Raw genomic sequence first — 20927 nt, 5'->3', positions numbered from 1 at the left:
CACAGAGCGCCCCTTGCATCATGCTAACGGCTGTGGCCGGTTGGTCAGTAGACCATGGCCAGGCTCATCAGCATCAGACCGAGGGCGGCAAAGGCCCCCTCCTTGATGGCGAGCCGTGGCACCAGCGCCTTGGGCAGGGCCGGAAACAGGCTCAGGGCAAAGCCAAGGCCCGGCATCAACCAGTGGAATGCCGGATCGCGCAGGGCGGGATCGGCGGCACCGTTGATGATGATCAGCAAAATAAACAGGGTGAAGGCGGGGAGGATAAACCAGCGTACCCCGCCGGCGGCGACCGCCCGCAGCGGCGAAATGCGATAGAGCAGCATGGTCACAAGGAACAGAACAAAAGGGGCCAGCAGATAGAGCGGAGCGGGGTTCATAACATCTTTCCTGAAAACTGATCGTCAAAAAACCGGTTGTTCGGTGCAAGAGGCGCGGGATTTAATCACTCTTCGCAGGTAATCACCAGCAGCCCGGGCCCGGGCTGTGAAGAGGATCCCGGATAAAGGTTTGCTAGCGCATCTTAGTGCAACCAGAACCAGGCTGCTGCAAATCCCAGCCAGCTCAGCACCAGCAATATCCAGGGCAGGGGATGCTGATGGCTTACTTCAACCACTTCAAGCTGATCGTCTTGCTCTTCGGTTTGGGGCGCGCCCTGTGGCTGCCTGGCTTTGGCCTGCAATTTTTTCTGGCGGCTCGCTTCACGGGCCCGCACCTTCATCTGTTTCTTGTATTCGTCGATGCCTTTCTGGATCCCTTGCGCAATAAGCTGGGTCTGCTCCTTGGTCTGCCCCGGCTTCTGGTTGGCACGGGCAATTTTCATCGCCTCCTGCTGGGTCTCGGGGGAAATCTTGTCGTACTTGGCCATCAAATCATCTCCTCGGGCATGGTTGGCTGGGGAGTATGCCATAAAGGCGCGTCGGGTGGCGCCTCCTTGGTGCGGGAGGGGAGCAAGTGAGTGACTGCTCAACAAAAAACCTGATAAATCAGCAGGAAGCTGGATGTTGGGCCGAAGATCACAATTAGCAGAATTTGTGAGTCATCGATGAAAAACGGTCATCTGTTGTTTGTTATATTGGCGCCGACCCGCTGGACAGGGTTGATAAATAACAAAACAATCAAGGTGATATGGAAATGAATAATAACTTTATCAAAGGCGGCGTGGCACTGGCCGTGCTTGCTGCACTGACTGGCTGTAATACCTCGACCAATGACACCGTTGCACCCTGCACCGAAAATGTCTGCAAACTGACCATACTGCACACCAACGATACCCACGGCCGTTTCTGGCACAACGCTGAAAATGAGTATGGTATGGCTGCCCAGAAGACTCTGGTCGAACAGCTGCGTGCCGATGCCAAGGCTGCTGGCAGTGACGTACTGGTTCTTTCCGGTGGTGATGTGAATACTGGGGTGCCGGAGTCAGATCTGCAGGATGCCGAGCCTGACTTCATGGCGATGAACAACATTCGCTACGATGCCATGGCAGTGGGCAACCATGAATTCGACAACCCCCTCAGCGTGCTGGAGAAGCAGCGCAAGTGGGCCCAGTTCCCCATGCTCTCGGCCAACATCTATGATAAGGCCAGCGGTAAACACTACTTTGACCCCTACAAGGTGTTCAAGTTGGAGAGCGGTCTCAAGGTCGCTGTACTGGGCCTGACCACCGAGGATACCGCCCAGCTGGTGGATCCCAACAACGTGCAAACCCTGGAGTTCCGCGATCCGACCAGCGAGGCGGCCAAACTGGGCCAGCAGATCCGCAGCAACAAGGAGGCCAATCTGGTCTTCGCCATCACTCACATGGGCCATTACGAGAATGGTCAGCACGGCAGCAATGCGCCGGGCGATGTAGAGATGGCTCGTGCACTGCCAGCAGGGACTCTGGATGCCATCATTGGTGGCCACTCTCAGAATCCGGTCTGTATGGAGCCGGGCACCACCAACAAGTACGCCAATTTCAAACCGGGTGATAACTGCCAACCGGATCAGCAAAACGGCACCTGGATCATGCAGGCTCACGAGTGGGGCAAGTATGTGGGCCGTGCCCAGTTTGAGTACCAGAATGGCAAATTGACCCTGACCAGCTATGACCTGATCCCGGTCAACCTGATCAAGCGCAACGCCAAGGGCGAGGCGATCGATGCCAACGGCGCCGTAACCAAGGATCCGGCCAAGATGCAGTTCGTACAGGACGAGATCACCAAGGATCCCGAGCTGTATAACACCCTGCTGGGTTATCAGGAGAAAGGTCAGCAAGAGCTGAATGTTGTCATTGGCTCGGCAGATGGCTTGCTGGTTGGTGATCGCAACTCGGTTCGCAACAAGCAGACCAACCTGGGTCGCCTCATCACCACGGCGACCAGCAGCAAGCTGGGGGTCGACTTTGGTATCGTCAACTCAGGCGGCGTGCGTGACAGCATCCCGGCCGGTGATATCACTTACCGCAGCGTGCTGCTGGTGCACCCGTTTGGCAACACGGTCAACAAGGCTGTCATGAAGGGAAGCGAGCTGGCGACCTATCTGGGCCAGGTGGCAAGCAAGACCCGCAATACCGGTGGTTATGCCCAGTTTGGCGGTATCAACATGGCGGTGGATTGCCAGGCCAAGAGCGTCAATATCACCAGTATCGGTGGCAAGGCGTTTGATCCGGCAGCAACTTACAGCTTCGCGATCCCGAGCTTCAGCGCCTCCGGTGGTGACGGCTATCCGAAGATCGATACCATCAACGCCGGGTTGGTGGATGCTGCCGTGCTGAAGGAGTACATCGAGATCAAGAAGACCATCAACGTTGCGGATTATCAGCCAGGCAATGAGGTGAGCTATCTGAACTCAGCCTCTACCGAAGGGTGTAACTAAGCGCTGTCGATTCGGTATCGTCACAACAGTAGTCACACTCTGCTGTCTTCTTAAAAAAATCCCCAGGCATTACCTGGGGATTTTTTCGAACCGTTACTGAATTTTCCAGTCTATTGCATCACATCGTGTCTCGTCAGGCTTGCAGCCAGCTTTCGATGCTGCGCTGGATGCCTGCATCGTCCAGACCGAGCAGGGCATAGATCTCCTGCTGGGTACCCTGTTCGACGAAGCGATCCGGTAAGCCAAGGTTGAGCACCGGCTTGCACTGCTTGCTGCGCATCAGCAGTTCGTTCACCGCCGAACCGGCGCCGCCCATGATGGCGTTGTCTTCCAGAGTGACGAAGTGATCGTGGCTGGCCGCCAGCGACAGCACCAGTGCCTCATCCATCGGTTTGACAAAGCGCATGTCCACCAGGGTGGCATCCAGTGCTTCGGCGGCCGCTTTCGCGTGGTGCAGCAAGGTGCCAAACGCCAGAATGGCAGTGCCCTTGCCCTCTCGCAGGATACGACCCTTGCCGAGCTCCAGTGCCTGCATTTCTGACGAGATGAGGGCGTCGCTCAGGCTGCTGCCGCGCGGATAGCGCACTGCGGCAGGGCCCTGATGGAGATAGCCGGTATAGAGCATCTGGCGGCACTCATTCTCATCAGATGGCGTCATCACTACCATGTTGGGCACGGTGCGCAGGAAGCTGATGTCGAACGCCCCCTGATGGGTCGGGCCATCGGCGCCCACCAGACCGGCCCGGTCGATGGCGAATAGCACCGGCAGATCTTGCAGCGCTACGTCGTGGATCACCTGATCGTAGGCGCGCTGCAGGAAGCTCGAATAGATGGCCACCACAGGCTTCTTGTCGGCGATGGCAAGACCCGCGGCGAAAGTGACCGCATGCTGCTCGGCAATGGCCACATCGAAGTAGCGATCCGGATATTGCTGGCTAAATTTTACCAGCCCCGAGCCTTCGCGCATGGCGGGGGTGATGCCGACCAGCTTCTCGTCTTTGGCCGCCATGTCGCACAGCCACTGGCCAAAGATGGCGGAGAAGGTGGGTTTGGCACTGCTCGCCTTGGGCAGGGAGCAATCGTCAGGATTGAACTTGGGCACGGCGTGATAACCGATGGGGTCTTTCTCCGCCGGCTCGTAACCCTTGCCCTTCTTGGTTTTGACGTGCAGCAACTGCGGGCCCTTGAGGTTGCGCATGTTGCGCAGGGTCTCGACCAGCGCCTCGATATCGTGACCGTCGATGGGGCCGATATAGTTGAAGCCGAACTCCTCGAACAGGGTGCCGGGCACCACCATCCCCTTGAGGTGCTCTTCGGCCCGCTTGGCCAGCTCCTTGACCGGTGGCAAACCCGCCAGCACCTTCTTGCCGCCTTCGCGGATGGTGGTGTAGAGCTTGCCTGACATGACCCGGGCCAGATGGTTGTTGAGCGCGCCGACATTCTCTGAGATGGACATCTCGTTGTCGTTGAGGATCACCAGCATGTCCTTGTGGACATCGCCGGCGTGGTTGAGCGCTTCAAAGGCCATCCCTGCGGTAATGGCACCATCACCGATCACTGCAACGACCTTGCGACCCAGCCCTTCACTCTCGGCGGCGACCGCCATACCGAGCGCCGCACCGATGGAAGTGCTGGAGTGGCCGACGGAGAGCACGTCGTACTCGCTCTCGCCGCGCCAGGGGAAGGGGTGCAGACCATCCTTCTGCCGGATGGTGTGGATCTGGTCACGGCGCCCAGTCAGGATCTTGTGGGGATAGGCCTGATGGCCCACATCCCAGATCAGCCGATCGAACGGGGTGTTGTAGACGTAGTGCAGGGCGACGGTCAGTTCGACCGTGCCGAGACCGGAGGCAAAGTGTCCGCTGGAGCGGCTGACTGAGCGCAGCAGATATTCGCGCAGCTCGTTGCACAGCACCGGCAGCCGATCTTTGGGCAAGGAACGCAGCTCGACCGGAGTGTCCGCGAGGGCCAGGTTGGGGAAATTGTTAATATCAACGCTCATATTGTTACTGTTATCCAGCGTTTAGTGGGTTCGCTCGATGATGTAATCGGCAAACGCTTCCAGAATGTCGGTATTGTAGGGCAAGGATTGCAGGGCTGTTAAGGCTTTCCCATGCAGTTCGCGAGCCAGCTCACGGGCATTTTCGAGTCCGAGCAGGGCCGGATAGGTACTTTTCTCCAGCGCCAGGTCAGAACCTTGTGGCTTGCCCAAGGTAGCGGTATCACCTGTGATGTCGAGGATGTCATCCTGCACCTGAAAGGCGAGGCCAATCGCGGCGGCGTAGGTTTGCAGTGCAGCCAGCGTGGCGTCATCGATATCGGCTTTGCACAGGGCGCCGAGCGCCACGGCACATTCAATCAGCGCACCGGTCTTGTGGCGGTGTACCTGCTCCAGTTCGGCAAGAGTGATCTGGCGCCCTTCGGCCTGCAGATCCAGCGCTTGACCGCCACACATACCCAGATAGCCGGAGGCACGGGCGAGGATACTCAGCATCCGCACCCGGTTGGCCATCAAGGTATCGGGCATGGGGTGATCGGCCAGAATGGAGAACGCCAGGGTCTGCAGCGCATCACCGGCCAGAATGGCGGTTCCTTCGTCAAACGCCTTGTGAACGGTTGGCTGACCACGACGCAGGTCGTCGTTATCCATGGCGGGCAGGTCATCGTGCAGCAGGGAGTAGGCGTGGATGCACTCCACGGCAGCCGCGGGGCCATCCAGCAGTTCGCTTTTGACGCCCAGCATCTCGCCGACCGCGTAGACCAGAAACGGGCGAACCCGCTTGCCGCCCAGCAGCAGGCCATAACTCATGGCATCGCGCAGGCGCGGCGCCATGGCGGGCAAGGATTCAAGTTGTGCTGACAGACAGTCGTCAATACGCTGACGATGCAGACGGGAAAAATGGTCCAGCGCCACTCACTCCTCTCCTTGTTCTGGCTGGAAGGGGGCGAGCTGGTCACTGCCATCGGCTTGGCTGAGCAGGATCTGGATCTTCTGTTCGGCCAGTTCCAGCTTCTGCTGACCGGCCCGAACCAGATGAACGCCCTGCTCGAACTGCTTGAGTGCCTCTTCCAGGGGTAGGGAACCTTGTTCCAGCTGATGAACGATGGTTTCCAGCTCTTCCAGAGTGGCATCAAAACTCAGACGGTCGATTTTTTTACTGGCCATGTCCATCCTCGGGGATTGAAAAAACGGCTTATATTAACATCGACCGTCCACAGGGGGGAGGCAGAAAAGCATTGCCCCCTCAAACTCTCGCTAAACTGGCCGATAATGAGCCATCATTCTCAGTGGATGCATGCTTGCCGCTAGGGTCGCAATAGCAGAAAATTCAACAAACTATAATTAGGCATAAGAACCGGTGACAGGAGTAGGGACGTGGATCTAGGGAGCTTGTTAGGTATCGTTTTAGGATTCGGTGTCGTGATTTACGGCATGATCCTTGGTGGCTCGTTGAGCATGTTTATCGATATGCCATCGGTCTATATCACTATTCTTGGCTCAATCTTCATCGCCATGATGAAGTTCAATATCGGGCAGTTTTTTCTGGCTTTCAAGGTGGCGGGCAAAGCCTTTATGTACAAGGGCGACAAGCTCGACGACCTGATTGCCAAAGCCGTGGAACTGGCTGATGCGGCTCGCAAAGGGGGGTTTCTGGCGCTGGAGGCTGCAGAGATCCCCAATGCATTTATGAAAAAAGGGATCGACATGCTGGTGGATGGTCACGATGCCGAAGTGGTGCGTGCCGTGATGGAAAAGGATATCGACCTGACAGCCGAGCGCCATGTCATTGCCATCAAGGTCTTCCGTACCCTTGGGGATCTGGGCCCTGCCATGGGGATGATAGGTACGTTGGTGGGCCTGGTGGCTATGTTGTCAAATATGAGTGACCCCAAGTCGATCGGTCCGGCAATGGCGGTGGCCTTGCTTACCACCCTGTACGGAGCGATTGAGGCCAACATGATCGCTATTCCTATTGCTGACAAGCTGGAGCTGCGCAGCGGGGAGGAGAAGCTCAGTCGTACCCTGATCCTTGATGCCATAATGGGGATTCAGGATGGTCAGAACCCGCGGGTGATCCAGTCCATGCTGCAGAACTATCTGAGCCAGTCCAAACGCAATACCGGCGCGGAGTAAGCACCATGTCTGATTGCAAATGTCCCCCCCCCGGTCTTCCTGCCTATATGGGCACCTTTGCCGACTTGATGTCGCTGCTGATGTGCTTCTTCGTGCTGCTGCTCTCCTTTGCCGAGATGGATGTACTCAAGTTCAAGCAGATCGCGGGCTCTATGAAGAATGCTTTCGGAGTGCAGAACATCCTTGAGGTGAAAGATATTCCCAAGGGAACCTCGGTGATTGCTCAGGAGTTCAGGCCGGGTCGCCCTGAGCCCACGCCGATTGATACTGTGATGCAGCAGACCATCGATATGACCCAGACTGAGCTGGAGTTTCTGCCCGGTGAGGCGGATCAGGCAGGTGGTCAGGACAAGAGTGATGGCAAGCAGACGGGGGGCGATACCGCGCAGGATGCGAAGAAGGCGCAAGAACAGTCCAATACCCTGGCCAAAGCCCTCGCCGAGCAGATGAAAGATCAGATCCAGGACGGTGCCATCGAAATTGAGGCGCTGGGCCAGCAGATCATCATCCGGATCAGGGAAAAAGCGTCGTTCCCGGCCGGTTCGGCATTTCTGCAGCCCCAGTTCTGGCCGGTCATTCGCAAGGTAGCGACCCTGCTCAAGGATGTGCCGGGTGAAATTACCATCTCCGGTCACACCGACAACGTGGCGACCGAAGATGAGCTGTTCCAGTCCAACTGGGAGCTATCGTCGCAACGGGCAGTGGCGGTTGCGCACCAGATGCTGAAGGTCCCCGGTTTTGATCAGGGGCGACTGGTGGTGCAGGGGATGGCGGACTCCCAACCATTGGTGCCCAATACGACCCCGGAAAATCGTCGGATGAACCGGCGGGTGGAGATCGCCATCATGCAGGGCAAACCGACCGTTTCGGCCCCCATTTCCGTACCGGAAGGGAAGTAAGCGAGGGGAATGTCGATGACGCAAGTGGGATCTGCATCAGGGGGCTGACGTGGATTTTGTGTTGGCTTCATATTAAGATGCCTCATCCGAACCGATTGCTGCGGCCTCCTTGCTGATGGCCGCAGTTTCTATTTTCAAGCAACCCAGGTTTCGACTATGAATCATACTCCGATGACTGTTCGCGGCGCTGAGAAGCTGCGCGAAGAGCTCGATTATCTCAAGACCGAGCTTCGTCCCCAGATTATCGAAGCGATTGCCGATGCCCGTGAGCACGGTGATCTGAAGGAAAACGCCGAATACCATGCCGCTCGCGAGCAGCAGGGGTTCTGTGAAGGCCGCATTCAGGAGATTGAAGCCAAGCTCTCCAATGCGCAGGTGATCGATGTCACCAAGATGACCAACAACGGCCGCGTTATTTTTGGCGCGACTGTGACTCTGCTCAAGAGCGAGACAGAGGAAGAGGTGGTTTACCGCATCGTGGGTGATGATGAGGCTGATATCAAACAGAACCTCATCTCTGTCAACTCCCCCATTGCCCGCGCCCTGATTGGCAAGGAAGTGGACGATGTCGCAATCGTCAAGACGCCGGGCGGTGATGTGGAATACGAAGTGCTGGAAGTCGCTTATATCTAAGCGAATGCTACAGAAGATGAAACAGGGGGGCTGGCGCTCCCCTGTTTGTCTTTATCTATATGATTATTGATAAAAATCAGGACAGATACGCCTCGGTAAAGGCGTCCTGATGACGCTGAAACAACCAGTGGCGCAGCCGTTCGATGTTGCTCTCGCTCATTTGAAAGCTCAGCGCCCAGGTGGCATGGTCGGCATTGGCTTTGATGCGCCTTACCAGTCGTCCCTGCAGTGGAAGAGGGGCCTCTTGCTCGATGCAGAGCTCGCCGTTGATGGGGGTGTCGGCCACCATGTCGGTTGGCAAATTTTCCACGATGAGGCCGTTGAGGGAGAGGCTTAGCACCTGAAACAGGCCCAGGTCGCTGCATAGCTTGGCTTTTTGGGTGAGACGCCAGGCACGCGGTTGCGCAAACCCTAGCTCCCTGATGACCGGTGCAGATAAGCGGGGCTCGACGAAGCCATCTTCCCCTTGGGTAAAGCTCAGGGGAAAACGCAGCTGATGGCCTGCGAAGCGGGCTTCGAGTACAAGGTATTCGGCTTTTTGCAGCAAGCCAAGCATGGGGGCATCGAGGTGACCACTCAGAACATGGGTGTCCTGATTGCTCCCCAAGTCCCGCAGCATGGCCAGCTCATCGTCGGTCAGAATAGGATGGTGAGCCATAATGCGTGTCCGGAAGTATTCATCGCAGGTTAAGGGCTTTGCGACTACTTTGGCAAGCGACTCGGGAAGAAGTGGAATAAGGAAAGAGCGATGCTCTTTCCTTTTACTTGCGGGGCAGCTGGATTTTGGGTTCGTTGGCTTGACGATAAATGGTCAGCACATGACCCATGCTTTGCACCTTGATTGAACCGGTTTCACGGACGATAGCATCCATAACCAGTTGTTTCATTTCGCGATCTTCAGAGGCAACCTTAACCTTGATCAGCTCGTGATGGTTCAGTGCCAGATCGATCTCGGCCAGTACACCTTCGGTCAGACCATGCTGACCCAGCAGGACGACAGGCTTGAGGCTATGGGCAAGGCCCTTGAGGTACTGTTTCTGTTTATTGTTGAGAATCATCGCAATTTCTTCATAAGTCAGGGTTGAAAGGGGCGTATTCTACCCCCACTTAGCCCTTAATACTAATAACCCTTGTGGTTTTTTAAAGTCGATTATCATGACCCAGAAAAAACGTTCCCCCAGTTCAACTCGCTGGTTAAAAGAACATTTCGACGATCAATACGTCAAAAAAGCCCAGAAGATGGGCCTGCGTTCTCGTGCTGTTTTCAAGATTGACGAGATCCAGGGCAAGGATCGCTTGCTGAAACATGGCATGACCGTAGTGGATTTGGGTGCAGCCCCCGGTGGTTGGTCCCAGTTTGCGGTTGAACAGGTTGGTGATTCGGGTCGCGTCATCGCATGTGACATTTTGCCGATGGATCCGATTGCTGGTGTCGATTTCCTGCAAGGGGACTTTCGGGAGGAAACTGTACTCGGCGCCTTGCTGGAGCGAGTGGGGCCCGACAAGGTCGATGTCGTGATGTCTGATATGGCGCCCAACATGAGCGGTACCCAGCAGGTGGATCAGGCTCGCGCCATGTATCTGGTCGAGCTGGCGCTGGACATGTGCAATCAGGTATTGCGTAGTGACGGCAGTTTCGTAGTGAAGGTGTTTCAGGGAGAGGGCTTTGATGCCTATCTCAATGAAATTCGTAAACTTTTCTCCGCTGTCAAAATTCGTAAACCAGACTCATCCCGCGCCAGATCACGGGAAGTCTACATTGTGGCTACCGGTTTTAAACTGTAGTACCCTAACCTTCATCGTTAACTGTCAGTCTGCGAGGTTACTGATTTGAGTGACATGGCGAAAAACTTAATCCTGTGGCTGGTCATCGCCGTCGTTTTGATGTCGGTGTTCAATAGCTTCAGCCCCAGCGATACCACCAGTCGCCAGCTGGACTATTCCAGCTTCGTTAAAGAGGTGACCCAAGAGCAGATCCGTGAAGTGCGGATGGACGGTAAGGTCATTAATGGCGTCAAGCGTACTGGTGAACGATTCACCACCATCATCCCGGCGCCGGATCCCCAGCTGCTCAACGACATGCTCAATCACAATGTCAAAGTGATGGGTGAGAAGCCGGAAGAGCCGTCTCTGTTGACCTCTATCTTCATCTCCTGGTTCCCGATGCTGCTGCTGATCGGTGTCTGGGTCTTCTTCATGCGTCAGATGCAGGGCGGCGGTGGCAAAGGTGCCATGTCGTTTGGCAAGAGCAAGGCTCGCCTGATGAGCGAAGATCAGATCAAGACCACCTTTGCTGATGTTGCAGGTTGCGATGAAGCCAAGGAAGAGGTGAAGGAGCTGGTCGACTATCTACGCGACCCGAGCAAATTCCAGAAACTGGGTGGCAAGATCCCGACCGGTGTGCTGCTGGTTGGTCCTCCTGGTACCGGTAAGACCCTGCTGGCAAAGGCAATTGCGGGCGAGGCCAAGGTGCCGTTCTTCACCATCTCAGGTTCCGATTTCGTGGAGATGTTCGTCGGTGTCGGTGCCTCCCGGGTGCGTGACATGTTCGAACAGGCCAAGAAATCTTCCCCCTGCATCATCTTCATCGATGAAATTGATGCGGTCGGTCGCCAGCGTGGTGCCGGTCTGGGTGGTGGTCATGATGAACGTGAGCAGACTCTTAACCAGATGCTGGTCGAGATGGATGGCTTTGAAGGCAATGAAGGCATCATCGTCATTGCTGCCACCAACCGTCCTGACGTGCTGGATCCGGCACTGCTGCGTCCGGGCCGTTTCGACCGTCAGGTTGTGGTCGGTCTGCCGGATGTCCGTGGTCGCGAACAGATCCTGAAAGTGCACATGCGCAAAGTTCCGTTGGCGGATGATGTCAATCCGGCACTGATTGCCCGTGGTACCCCCGGTTTCTCCGGTGCGGATTTGGCCAACTTGGTCAACGAAGCAGCCCTCTTCTCTGCCCGTGAGAGCCGCCGAGTGGTCTCCATGGCTGAGTTCGAGAAGGCCAAGGACAAGATCATGATGGGTGCGGAACGCCGCTCCATGGTGATGAAAGAGTCCGAGAAAGAGATGACTGCGTATCACGAAGCTGGCCACGCCATCATTGGTCGTCTGGTGCCGGATCATGACCCGGTTTACAAGGTCTCCATCATTCCGCGCGGTCGTGCGCTGGGTGTGACCATGTATCTGCCGGAGCAGGATCGCTGGAGCCACTCCAAGCAGCATCTGGAGTCGATGATCTCCAGTCTGTATGGCGGTCGTCTGGCAGAAGAGCTGATCTATGGTGCCGAGAAGGTATCGACCGGTGCGTCCAACGATATCGAGCGGGCGACCGACATTGCACGCAAGATGGTGACCCAGTGGGGTATGTCCGAGCGTCTCGGCCCGATGCTCTACGCTGAAGAAGATGGCGAGGTGTTCCTCGGTCGCAGCATGGCCAAGGCCAAGCACATGTCCGACGATACCGCTCGCGTTATCGATGCCGAGGTCAAGCAGGTCATCGACCGCAACTACGCCCGTTCCAAGCAGATCCTGCTGGATAACATGGACGTGTTGCACAGCATGAAAGATGCGCTGATGAAGTACGAGACCATCGATGCCAAACAGATCGATGATCTGATGGCGCGTCGCGAGGTACGTGCTCCGAGCAACTGGCATGACGAGCACGGTGATACCCCGCAAGGTGGTTCCACCGTGGCTGCCGAGGCCAAGCCTGCCGATGAGGCTGCACCGGTGGCGGATGTCACTATCGACAAAGCCAACGATGCTCCGGCCAAATAATCGTGACTATCCAAACCCCGGGCTTGCCCGGGGTTTTTCTTTATCAGATGGATGTGAAAATGCAGTTAACCAGCAAGGGGCTCAGCCTCTCCCTCGATCGTCCCCATGTGATGGGGATCCTCAATGTGACGCCCGACTCATTCTCCGATGGCGGTAATTTCAACCAGTTTGAACGGGCAATGGCCCATGCGCGCCAGATGGTCTCTGACGGTGCGACCCTCATCGACATCGGTGGCGAGTCAACCCGCCCTGGTGCGCCCGATGTGAGCGAGCAGGAGGAGCTGGACAGGGTCATTCCTGTCGTGGAGCAGATGGCCCGTGAGCTGGATGTGATGATCTCCCTCGATACCTCCAAAGCGGTTGTGATGCGGGAGGGTTGCAAGGTGGGTGCCCATCTGATCAACGATGTGCGGGCACTGCAAGAACCTGGAGCACTGCAAGCCGCGGCCGAAGCGCGGGTTCCGGTCTGTCTGATGCATATGCAGGGGCAGCCGAGAACCATGCAGGTCGAGCCCCACTATGACGATCTGATCGGGGAGGTTCGCGCCTTTTTTGATGAGCGCATTGCGGCTTGTCTGGCGGTCGGGATCCGTCGTGAAGAGCTGTTGCTGGATCCGGGATATGGCTTTGGCAAAACCCTTGCACACAACTATCAGCTGTTGGCGGCTCAAAAGGAACTGCTTGATTATGGCTTGCCGCTATTGGTGGGGATGTCGCGAAAGTCTATGATAGGCAACCTGCTGGGCCGTCCGGTGGATGAGCGTCTGGCGGGCAGTCTGGCATGCGCCCTTATCGGCATGCAGCATGGGGCCCGCATCATCAGGGTACACGATGTACGGGAGACCATGGACGCATTGCGCGTCGGTTGGCTGGCAATGACGGGACAAGATTTTATTTCCAGATAATAAAGAGAACAGACAATGGCAAGAAAGTATTTCGGTACCGATGGTGTACGCGGCAAGGTTGGCGAATACCCGATCACCCCTGATTTTGTAATGAAATTGGGTTGGGCTGCCGGCAAGGTGCTCTCCAAGAAGGGCACCAAAAAGGTGCTGATTGGCAAAGATACCCGCATCTCCGGTTACATGCTGGAATCCGCGCTGGAAGCGGGGCTCTCTGCGGCAGGCCTCAAGGCCATTCTGATGGGACCCATGCCTACGCCTGCGGTTGCCTACCTGACTCGCACTTTCCGTGCCGAAGCTGGCATCGTCATCAGCGCTTCCCACAACCCCTTCTATGACAACGGCATCAAGTTCTTCTCCGCCGATGGCACCAAACTGCCTGATGATGTCGAGCTGGCTATCGAAGCCGAGCTGGATCACGAGCTCCAGTGTGTCGAGTCGGCCGAACTTGGCAAAGCGGTGCGCATTGATGATGCTGCCGGTCGCTATATCGAATTTTGCAAGAGCACCTTCCCCTCCCACATGAATCTGGATGGGGTGAAAATGGTGGTCGACTGTGGCCACGGCGCCACTTACCACATTGCGCCGTCGGTTTTCCGCGAACTGGGTGCCGAAGTGATCACCATGGGCTGTGCCCCGGATGGTCTCAACATCAACGATGGTGTCGGTTCGACTGCTCCTGACGCTCTGGTGGCCAAGGTACTGGAGTGCAAGGCCGATCTGGGGGTTGCCTTTGATGGCGATGGTGATCGTCTGATCATGGTCGACCATACCGGCTATCTCATCGACGGTGATGAAGTGCTCTATATCATCGCGCGCGATGCTCTGCGCAATGGTCGCCTCAAAGGCGGTGTCGTCGGCACCCTGATGGCCAACATGGGTCTGGAGCTGGCGCTGCAAACCCTGGGCATTCCGTTTGCCCGTGCCAAGGTGGGTGACCGCTATGTGCTGGAGATGATGGAAGAGAAGGGCTGGCGTATCGGTGGCGAGAACTCCGGCCACATAATCTGCCTGGATCAGACCACTACGGGTGATGGCATCGTAGCCGCCTTGCAGGTGCTTACCGCCATGCGCAGCGCCGAGATGCCGCTGGCCAAGCTGCGCTCCGGCATGAGCAAGTTCCCGCAGGTGCTGGTGAATGTTCGTTTTGCCGAAGGCAAGGATCCGCTGGCCGCTGATGCGGTCATGGCTGAGGTTGCCAAGGTGGAACAGGAGCTGGCTGGTCGTGGTCGCGTACTGTTGCGTAAATCAGGTACCGAACCGCTGATCCGGGTCATGGTCGAAGGGGAGCATGAACAGCAGGTGCGTGACATGGCTCAGCGCATAGCCAAGCAGGTCGAATCGGCGTTTTAATGAACAACCAGGGCGGCTTTTTAGCCGCCCTGGTTGTATCTTGTTCAAACGATTCAAAAATTTAAAAATAGCACTTGTCAGCTGAGCATCCTCTGGATATTATCAGCCCCGCTTTCGCAAGGGAGTTGCCGATGGGACATCGCAAGCCGTTTGTAGCAGCAAACTGGAAGTTGCACGGTAGTAGGTCGCAGTTAGAGCAGTTTACGAGTCAGTGTCTAAACGGCGTTGACGGAAAAGTAGATGTGGTTCTCTGTCCTTCCCATGTGCATCTCGACTTTAGCGCTTCACTGCTCAATGAGCAGAAAGTAATAAAGTTAGGGGCTCAGAATGTGAGTCAGCATGCTACTGGCGCTTACACTGGAGAAATCTCGTGTAAGATGCTGGTCGAGGCAGGGTGTCGTTACGTATTGGTAGGGCACTCCGAGCGCAGGCGTCTCTTTGGTGAGACCAGTTTTATCGTCGCAGAGAAGTTTGCGGCAGCCAGAGCGGCAGGCTTGATTCCCATCCTCTGTTTAGGTGAATCAGGTGCGGCTAGGCAGGCGAGAAGAGCCTTCGAGGTAATCGCTGAAGAGCTGGATATCGTCATAGAGAAAAATGGCGCGATGGCTTTCGATAATGCTATCATCGCCTACGAGCCGATTTGGGCTGTAGGTACAGGTAAATGCGCCACACCCGAGCAGGCACAAGAGGTTCATTCCTTTATACGTGGTCGCTTGGCGGAGGATACTCCGGTAATAGGTGAGAAAGTTAGAATCATCTATGGTGGGAGCGTAACGCCGAGCAACGCGAGAGATTTGTTTGCACAGCCCGACATTGATGGCGGACTGATTGGCGGAGCAAGCCTCGATAGCGATGCGTTTTTAGGAATTGTTGAAGCGGCAAAGGGTGCAAGTTAAATGTACGAGATTCTTTTAGTCGTTTATCTGCTGGTTTCACTGGCTCTGATTGGTCTGGTGATGATTCAGCAAGGTAAAGGGGCTGATATGGGCGCCTCCTTCGGCGCAGGGGCATCGAACACAGTATTCGGCTCCGGTGGTTCAGGCAGTTTCCTGACCCGAACAACAGCAATTTTGGCTACTCTGTTTTTCGTTATCAGCTTGGTGCTCGGATCTATGTCCAGCAACAAGGTCAAGCAGGGTAGTGAATGGGAAAATCTGCAACAAACCCAACAGGTTGAGCAGACCAAAGCGCCAGTGAAGAAAGATACTGACGTTCCCGAGTAAGAGTTTTGCCGTGGTGGTGGAATTGGTAGACACGCTATCTTGAGGGGGTAGTGCTCTAGGGTGTGCGGGTTCGAGTCCCGCCCACGGCACCAATTAAGCAGTGAGCTCGGGAAGCCGAGTGTATTATAGCCAGTCAGTCTTGTATCGAGAGAGTGAAGTGGCTATAATCTCGCACGATTTCGGACGCGGGGTGGAGCAGCATGGTAGCTCGTCGGGCTCATAACCCGAAGGTCGTCGGTTCAAATCCGGCCCCCGCAACCAAATTTCACGCATTTCCTACGCTCAGGAAGGCGGTCGCTGCGAGGCGACAATCAGGGTAAAGCGCCAAGCCCCGATTTGACATCGGGGCTTTTTGTTATGTGCAATTTACTCTGAATCGATATCTATCTGGGCTTTATGCCCTTTTTTTGTTTTTCGGAGGGTGACTTTGGCTACGTTGGAACAACGTTTGACCGATCTGCTCGAGGCTCCGGTCGTTGCCTTGGGTTTTGAACTTTGGGGTATTGAGTTTATCCGTGCGGGTAAACACTCCACCTTGCGTGTCTATATCGACGGCGAGCAGGGTGTGACTGTCGAGAACTGTGCTGAGGTCAGCCATCAGGTTGGCGCCATCATGGACGTCGAAGATCCCATCACCGAGGAGTACTACCTCGAGGTGTCCTCCCCAGGCCTGGATCGTCCCCTGTTCAAGGTTGCCCATTTCGAAAAATACGTTGGCCAAGAGGCGGCGGTAACGCTTCGGATGGCAACAAACAACCGCCGCAAGTTCAAAGGCGTAATCAAAGCTGTGCAAGGCGACATGATCACCCTGACAGTAGATGGTAAGGACGACGTGTTGGCTTTCACCAATATCCAAAAAGCGAACATAGTGCCGAACTTTGGTTAACGAGGCTATCGGATATGAATAAAGAGATTTTGCTGGTCGTTGACGCAGTATCCAACGAGAAAGCGGTACCCCGCGAGAAGATCTTCCAGGCTCTGGAAACCGCGCTGGCGACTGCGACCAAGAAGAAATATGAAGGCGAGATTGAAGTTCGGGTCGAAATCGATCGCAAGACCGGTGACTACGACACTTATCGCCGCTGGGTAGTCATTGCGGATCAAGCCGCAATGGAGAACCCCTATGCTGAAATCACCCTGGAAGCGGCGCAGATCGATCAGCCGGATATCCAGATCGGTGAGTATGTTGAAGACCAGATCGACTCTGTGACCTTCGACCGTATCACTACCCAGACCGCCAAGCAGGTTATCGTGCAGAAAGTGCGCGAAGCCGAGCGTTCACAAGTAGTTGATCAGTTTAAAGATAAAGAAGGCTCCATCATCAGTGGTGTGGTCAAGAAGAGCAACCGCGACAACATCATCCTGGATCTGGGCAGCAATGCCGAGGCCGTGATCTTCCGTGATGACATGCTGCCGCGTGAAACCTTCCGCCCGGGCGACCGTGTCCGTGGCCTGCTCTATGCAGTACGTCCGGAAGCCCGCGGTTCCCAACTGTTTGTCAGCCGTTCCAGCCCGGACTTCCTCAAAGAGCTGTTCCGTATCGAAGTACCGGAGATCGGTGAAGAGATGATCGAAATCATGGGCGCTGCCCGTGATCCAGGTTCCCGCGCCAAGATCGCGGTGAAGACCAACGATCGTCGTATCGACCCGATCGGTGCCTGTATCGGTATGCGTGGTGCCCGTGTGCAAGCTGTCTCCGCAGAGCTGAGCGGTGAGCGCGCCGACATCGTGCTGTACGATGACAACCCGGCCCAGTACGTGATCAATGCCATGGCGCCTGCCGATGTGGCCTCCATCATCGTTGATGAAGACAACCACACCATGGATATCGCCGTGGAAGCTGCCAACCTGGCTCAGGCCATCGGTCGCAATGGTCAGAACGTGCGTCTGGCCTCCCAGCTGACCGGTTGGGAGCTGAACGTGATGACCGTTGAGGACATGCGTGCCAAGCACCAGGCCGAAAACGACCGCATCATGAACCTGTTCACCAGCACCCTGGATATCGATGACGATTTCGCCGGTCTGCTGATGGAAGAGGGCTTCTCTACCCTGGAAGAGATCGCCTTTGTACCGGTCAACGAGCTGCTGGCTATCGACGGTCTGGATGAAGACATGGTCGAAGAGCTGCGCAAGCGCGCCAAAGATGCCCTGACTACCAAGGCACTGGCCAAAGAAGAGTCTTTCGATGGTGTTGAGCCGTCCGAAGAGCTGCTCAATCTGAACGGTCTGAGCCGCGAACTGGCTTACGCTCTGGCGGGCCGTGGCGTGGGTACCCTGGAAGATTTGGCTGAGCAAGGTATCGATGACCTTGCTGATATTGAAGGGCTGACTGCCGAGAAGGCAGGTGAGCTCATTATGGCTGCTCGCAATATCTGTTGGTTCGGAGAAGAGCAGTCCGAGTAAGATCAAACGGAGGAAAATGAATGGCAGAAGTATCAGTCAAACAACTTGCCACTGACATCGACACACCGGTTGATCGTCTTCTCCAGCAGTTTGTCGATGCCGGTATCAGCAAGAGCAAGGCCGACGACATGGTCAGCGAGTCTGAGAAACAGGCTCTGCTGGCACACCTGAAGAAACAGCATGGAGGTGACGAGGTCGCCGCTCCTGCCCGCATGACCTTGCAGCGCAAGACCAAGAGCACCATCAGTGTTCAGGGGACTGGCGGCAAGAACAAGGAAGTGCAGGTAGAAGTGCGCAAGTCTCGCACCTATGTAAGACGCTCGGCGCTGGAAGATGAACAGCGTCAGGCGGAAGCCGAGGAAACAGCGCGTTTGGAAGCAGAAGAAAAAGCTCGTCGCGAGGCCGAAGAGAAGGCTCGCCTCGAAGCTGAAGAGAAGGCTCGCCGTGAGGCTGAGCAAGCTCGTCGTGAAGCTGAGGAAAAGGCGCGGATCGAGGCACAATCAAAGGCTCGACAGGCTTCACAGCCCGCCAAAGCAGCCAGTAGCACAGCTCAGCAAGAGGCAGAAAAGATGGCCAAGCGCGAAGCAGAAGAACTGAAGCGCCAACAGGAACAAACAGCTTTGAAAAAAGCTGAAGAACTCGCCGCGAAGAAAGCCGAAGAGGCTCGTCTCATGGCGGAACAGAACGCAGCCCGCTGGGCTGAAGAAGAGGCCGCTCGCGCCAAAGAGAGCAGCGACTACCATCTGACCACCAACAAGCATGCGCAAGCCGCAGAAGACGAGTTGGATCGGAAAGAAGAGACCAGCCGCCGCACTGCCGCAGCTGCCAAGGCACCGAAGAAAGCCGGTCGTCGTGAAGATGATCGCGACTCTCGCAACCCGCGTGCCCGCAAAGGCAAGCGCGGCAAGGTCGCCATGCCGAACGCCATGAAGCACGGCTTCAACAAGCCGGCTGCCGTGGTGAACCGCGACGTCGTCATCGGCGAGACCATCACTGTGGCCGAGCTGGCCAACAAGATGGCCGTCAAGGGCGTTGAAGTCATCAAGGTGATGATGAAGATGGGGGCCATGGCCACCATCAACCAGGTGATCGACCAGGAGACCGCTCAGCTGGTCGCCGAGGAGATGGGTCACAAGGTTGTGCTGCGTCGTGAGAACGAGCTGGAAGAGGCGGTACTGTCCGATCGTGACGAGACCTCCGAAGCCAAGCCGCGCGCACCGGTCGTTACCATCATGGGTCACGTTGACCACGGTAAGACCTCGCTGCTCGACTACATTCGTAAAGCCAAGGTTGCTGCTGGCGAAGCCGGTGGTATTACCCAGCATATCGGTGCTTACCACGTCCAGACCGACAGTGGCATGATCACCTTCCTGGATACCCCGGGTCACGCGGCGTTTACCTCCATGCGTGCTCGTGGTGCCAAGGCGACCGATATCGTTGTTCTGGTTGTTGCAGCTGACGACGGCGTGATGCCGCAAACCATCGAAGCTATCCAGCACGCCAAGGCTGCCGGTGTGCCGCTGGTTGTTGCGGTCAACAAGATCGACAAGCCGGAAGCGGATCCGGATCGCGTCAAGACCGAACTGGCCCGTTACAACGTCATGTCCGAAGATTGGGGTGGAGACTGCCAGTTCGTGCACGTGTCCGCCAAGTCTGGCGAAGGCATCGACGACCTGCTGGAAGCCATCCTGATCCAGGCCGAAGTACTGGAGCTGAAAGCGGTGGTTGATGGCATGGCCAACGGCGTCGTGATCGAATCCTTCCTGGATAAAGGTCGTGGTCCGGTTGCTACCGTACTGGTACAAGAAGGTACTCTGCGTCAGGGCGACATCGTTCTGTGTGGTCTCGAGTACGGCCGTGTTCGCGCCATGCGTGACGAACTGGGTCGCGAGATCAAGGAAGCGGGTCCGTCCCTGCCGGTGGAAATCCTGGGTCTCTCCGGCGTTCCCTCTGCCGGTGACGAAGCCACTGTTGTCCGTGACGAGAAGAAAGCCCGTGAAGTGGCGCTCTATCGTCAGGGCAAGTTCCGCGAAGTCAAGCTGGCTCGCCAGCAGAAGGCCAAGCTGGAAAACATGTTCGCCAACATGACCGAGGGCGAAGTGTCCGAAGTAAACGTGGTGATCAAGGCCGACGTACAAGGTTCTGTGGAAGCGATCTGCGATGCGCTGGTCAAACTCTCCACCGACGAAGTGAAGGTGAAGATCGTGGGTTCCGGCGTAGGTGGCATCACCGAAACCGACGCGACCCTGGCTGCTGCTTCCAGCGCCATTCTGGTTGGTTTCAACGTTCGTGCCGACGCGTCTGCGCGCAAGGTCATCGAATCCGAGAGCCTGGATCTGCGTTACTACTCCGTCATCTATGACCTGATCGACGAAGTGAAGCAGGCCATGAGCGGCAAGCTGGCCCCTGAGTATCGTCAGGAGATCATCGGTCTGGCTGAAGTGCGTAGCGTCTTCAAGTCGCCGAAGTTCGGCGCCGTTGCTGGCTGTATGGTTACCGAAGGTGTGGTCAAGCGTTCCAACCGTATTCGCGTTCTGCGTGACAACGTGGTTATCTATGAAGGCGAGTTGGAATCCCTGCGCCGCTTCAAGGATGACGTCAACGAAGTTCGCAACGGTTACGAGTGTGGTATCGCGGTCAAGAACTACAACGACGTGCGCGAAGGCGACCAGATCGAAGTTTACGAGACTGTTGAAATCCAACGGACTCTGTAAGCCGAGAGTTAGACAAAATAGGGGGCCGC

20 protein-coding genes and 2 tRNA genes are annotated in these 20927 nt (G+C 56.3%); 15 read left to right on the top strand and 7 right to left on the bottom strand.

The window, feature by feature from the left end; all coding sequences use genetic code 11:
* Nucleotides 1-44: 44 nt before the first annotated feature.
* Nucleotides 45-380 (bottom strand): hypothetical protein, encoded by a 336-nt coding sequence (locus tag ACW5XC_RS16545; protein ID WP_005358483.1) that lies wholly within the window; start codon nt 378-380, stop codon nt 45-47.
* 143 nt (nt 381-523) lie between these two features.
* Entirely contained in the window at nt 524-868 is a 345-nt protein-coding gene (locus tag ACW5XC_RS16540; RefSeq protein WP_042054180.1) for a DUF2956 domain-containing protein, read from the bottom strand.
* 266 nt (nt 869-1134) lie between these two features.
* Between ACW5XC_RS16540 and ushA the strand changes: the two genes are divergently transcribed.
* A complete protein-coding gene (gene ushA / locus ACW5XC_RS16535; protein WP_042054181.1) occupies nt 1135-2859 on the top strand; it encodes a bifunctional UDP-sugar hydrolase/5'-nucleotidase UshA in 1725 nt (574 codons plus the stop codon).
* A gap of 133 nt (nt 2860-2992) precedes the next feature.
* Here the strand turns inward: ushA and dxs are convergent, their stop codons facing one another.
* The 3 genes from dxs to xseB are packed head-to-tail and all read right to left on the bottom strand — an operon-like array spanning nt 2993 to nt 6025.
* Nucleotides 2993-4861 (bottom strand): 1-deoxy-D-xylulose-5-phosphate synthase, encoded by a 1869-nt coding sequence (gene dxs / locus ACW5XC_RS16530; RefSeq protein ID WP_042054182.1) that lies wholly within the window; start codon nt 4859-4861, stop codon nt 2993-2995.
* A gap of 21 nt (nt 4862-4882) precedes the next feature.
* Nucleotides 4883-5773: a (2E,6E)-farnesyl diphosphate synthase gene (gene ispA, locus ACW5XC_RS16525; protein ID WP_042054183.1), complete on the bottom strand. Its 891-nt coding sequence runs from the start codon at nt 5771-5773 to the stop codon at nt 4883-4885.
* Complete coding sequence (gene xseB, locus ACW5XC_RS16520; protein WP_005338838.1) at nt 5774-6025, bottom strand: exodeoxyribonuclease VII small subunit; 252 nt, start codon at nt 6023-6025, stop codon at nt 5774-5776.
* A 210-nt stretch (nt 6026-6235) separates the two neighbouring features.
* On the opposite strand from xseB, the gene pomA reads away from it, so the two are divergent.
* The 3 genes from pomA (at nt 6236) to greA (ending at nt 8526) form a co-directional block, all read left to right on the top strand.
* Complete coding sequence (gene pomA, locus ACW5XC_RS16515) at nt 6236-6994, top strand: flagellar motor protein PomA (protein WP_005338837.1); 759 nt, start codon at nt 6236-6238, stop codon at nt 6992-6994.
* A gap of 5 nt (nt 6995-6999) precedes the next feature.
* Nucleotides 7000-7893: a flagellar motor protein MotB gene (locus ACW5XC_RS16510; RefSeq protein WP_031227624.1), complete on the top strand. Its 894-nt coding sequence runs from the start codon at nt 7000-7002 to the stop codon at nt 7891-7893.
* 156 nt (nt 7894-8049) lie between these two features.
* On the top strand, nt 8050-8526 hold the full coding sequence (gene greA, locus ACW5XC_RS16505) for a transcription elongation factor GreA (RefSeq protein ID WP_005338833.1): 477 nt from the start codon (nt 8050-8052) through the stop codon (nt 8524-8526).
* Nucleotides 8527-8602: 76 nt separating this feature from the next.
* Here greA and ACW5XC_RS16500 read toward each other — a convergent pair whose 3' ends face one another.
* Both ACW5XC_RS16500 and yhbY read right to left on the bottom strand, forming a co-directional pair.
* Entirely contained in the window at nt 8603-9184 is a 582-nt protein-coding gene (locus tag ACW5XC_RS16500) for a hypothetical protein (RefSeq protein ID WP_042054184.1), read from the bottom strand.
* Nucleotides 9185-9287: 103 nt separating this feature from the next.
* Nucleotides 9288-9584, bottom strand: coding sequence for a ribosome assembly RNA-binding protein YhbY (gene yhbY / locus ACW5XC_RS16495; protein WP_005338829.1), 297 nt, complete (start codon nt 9582-9584; stop codon nt 9288-9290).
* Between the two features lie 97 nt (nt 9585-9681).
* Here yhbY and rlmE point away from each other — a divergent pair, with 97 nt between their 5' ends.
* The 11 genes from rlmE (at nt 9682) to infB (ending at nt 20898) form a co-directional block, all read left to right on the top strand.
* On the top strand, nt 9682-10311 hold the full coding sequence (rlmE, locus tag ACW5XC_RS16490) for a 23S rRNA (uridine(2552)-2'-O)-methyltransferase RlmE (protein ID WP_005338828.1): 630 nt from the start codon (nt 9682-9684) through the stop codon (nt 10309-10311).
* A gap of 45 nt (nt 10312-10356) precedes the next feature.
* Nucleotides 10357-12303, top strand: a complete 1947-nt coding sequence (gene ftsH, locus ACW5XC_RS16485; protein WP_005343537.1) for an ATP-dependent zinc metalloprotease FtsH — start codon at nt 10357-10359, stop codon at nt 12301-12303.
* Between the two features lie 59 nt (nt 12304-12362).
* Nucleotides 12363-13208 (top strand): dihydropteroate synthase, encoded by an 846-nt coding sequence (gene folP / locus ACW5XC_RS16480; RefSeq protein WP_042054185.1) that lies wholly within the window; start codon nt 12363-12365, stop codon nt 13206-13208.
* A 15-nt stretch (nt 13209-13223) separates the two neighbouring features.
* A complete protein-coding gene (gene glmM / locus ACW5XC_RS16475; protein WP_005349539.1) occupies nt 13224-14558 on the top strand; it encodes a phosphoglucosamine mutase in 1335 nt (444 codons plus the stop codon).
* Nucleotides 14559-14689: 131 nt separating this feature from the next.
* Nucleotides 14690-15454, top strand: a complete 765-nt coding sequence (gene tpiA, locus ACW5XC_RS16470) for a triose-phosphate isomerase (RefSeq protein ID WP_042054186.1) — start codon at nt 14690-14692, stop codon at nt 15452-15454.
* Nucleotides 15455-15781: a preprotein translocase subunit SecG gene (secG, locus tag ACW5XC_RS16465; RefSeq protein WP_005338811.1), complete on the top strand. Its 327-nt coding sequence runs from the start codon at nt 15455-15457 to the stop codon at nt 15779-15781. It begins immediately after the preceding gene.
* Between the two features lie 7 nt (nt 15782-15788).
* Nucleotides 15789-15873, top strand: a tRNA-Leu gene (locus ACW5XC_RS16460).
* A 92-nt stretch (nt 15874-15965) separates the two neighbouring features.
* Nucleotides 15966-16042: transfer RNA gene (locus ACW5XC_RS16455), tRNA-Met, on the top strand.
* A gap of 166 nt (nt 16043-16208) precedes the next feature.
* The gene (gene rimP / locus ACW5XC_RS16450; RefSeq protein WP_005338809.1) at nt 16209-16667 is read left to right on the top strand and encodes a ribosome maturation factor RimP; all 459 of its coding nucleotides are present in this window, start codon (nt 16209-16211) and stop codon (nt 16665-16667) included.
* 14 nt (nt 16668-16681) lie between these two features.
* Complete coding sequence (gene nusA / locus ACW5XC_RS16445) at nt 16682-18184, top strand: transcription termination factor NusA (RefSeq protein WP_042054187.1); 1503 nt, start codon at nt 16682-16684, stop codon at nt 18182-18184.
* 20 nt (nt 18185-18204) lie between these two features.
* Nucleotides 18205-20898, top strand: a complete 2694-nt coding sequence (gene infB / locus ACW5XC_RS16440; RefSeq protein WP_005338806.1) for a translation initiation factor IF-2 — start codon at nt 18205-18207, stop codon at nt 20896-20898.
* Nucleotides 20899-20927 lie beyond the last annotated feature (29 nt).

Source organism: Aeromonas sp. 25-AL00135 (assembly GCF_054052385.1).
This window is presented reverse-complemented; position numbering and strand designations above follow the sequence as displayed.

Coding starts and splice junctions, on each gene's coding strand:
- ACW5XC_RS16545 (WP_005358483.1), bottom strand. CDS start 380: ATGAACCCCGCTCCGCTCTATCTGCTGGCCCCTTTTGTTCTGTTCCTT.
- ACW5XC_RS16540 (WP_042054180.1), bottom strand. CDS start 868: ATGGCCAAGTACGACAAGATTTCCCCCGAGACCCAGCAGGAGGCGATG.
- ushA (WP_042054181.1), top strand. CDS start 1,135: ATGAATAATAACTTTATCAAAGGCGGCGTGGCACTGGCCGTGCTTGCT.
- dxs (WP_042054182.1), bottom strand. CDS start 4,861: ATGAGCGTTGATATTAACAATTTCCCCAACCTGGCCCTCGCGGACACT.
- xseB (WP_005338838.1), bottom strand. CDS start 6,025: ATGGCCAGTAAAAAAATCGACCGTCTGAGTTTTGATGCCACTCTGGAA.
- ACW5XC_RS16510 (WP_031227624.1), top strand. CDS start 7,000: ATGTCTGATTGCAAATGTCCCCCCCCCGGTCTTCCTGCCTATATGGGC.
- greA (WP_005338833.1), top strand. CDS start 8,050: ATGAATCATACTCCGATGACTGTTCGCGGCGCTGAGAAGCTGCGCGAA.
- ACW5XC_RS16500 (WP_042054184.1), bottom strand. CDS start 9,184: ATGGCTCACCATCCTATTCTGACCGACGATGAGCTGGCCATGCTGCGG.
- yhbY (WP_005338829.1), bottom strand. CDS start 9,584: ATGATTCTCAACAATAAACAGAAACAGTACCTCAAGGGCCTTGCCCAT.
- rlmE (WP_005338828.1), top strand. CDS start 9,682: ATGACCCAGAAAAAACGTTCCCCCAGTTCAACTCGCTGGTTAAAAGAA.
- folP (WP_042054185.1), top strand. CDS start 12,363: ATGCAGTTAACCAGCAAGGGGCTCAGCCTCTCCCTCGATCGTCCCCAT.
- glmM (WP_005349539.1), top strand. CDS start 13,224: ATGGCAAGAAAGTATTTCGGTACCGATGGTGTACGCGGCAAGGTTGGC.
- tpiA (WP_042054186.1), top strand. CDS start 14,690: ATGGGACATCGCAAGCCGTTTGTAGCAGCAAACTGGAAGTTGCACGGT.
- secG (WP_005338811.1), top strand. CDS start 15,455: ATGTACGAGATTCTTTTAGTCGTTTATCTGCTGGTTTCACTGGCTCTG.
- nusA (WP_042054187.1), top strand. CDS start 16,682: ATGAATAAAGAGATTTTGCTGGTCGTTGACGCAGTATCCAACGAGAAA.
- infB (WP_005338806.1), top strand. CDS start 18,205: ATGGCAGAAGTATCAGTCAAACAACTTGCCACTGACATCGACACACCG.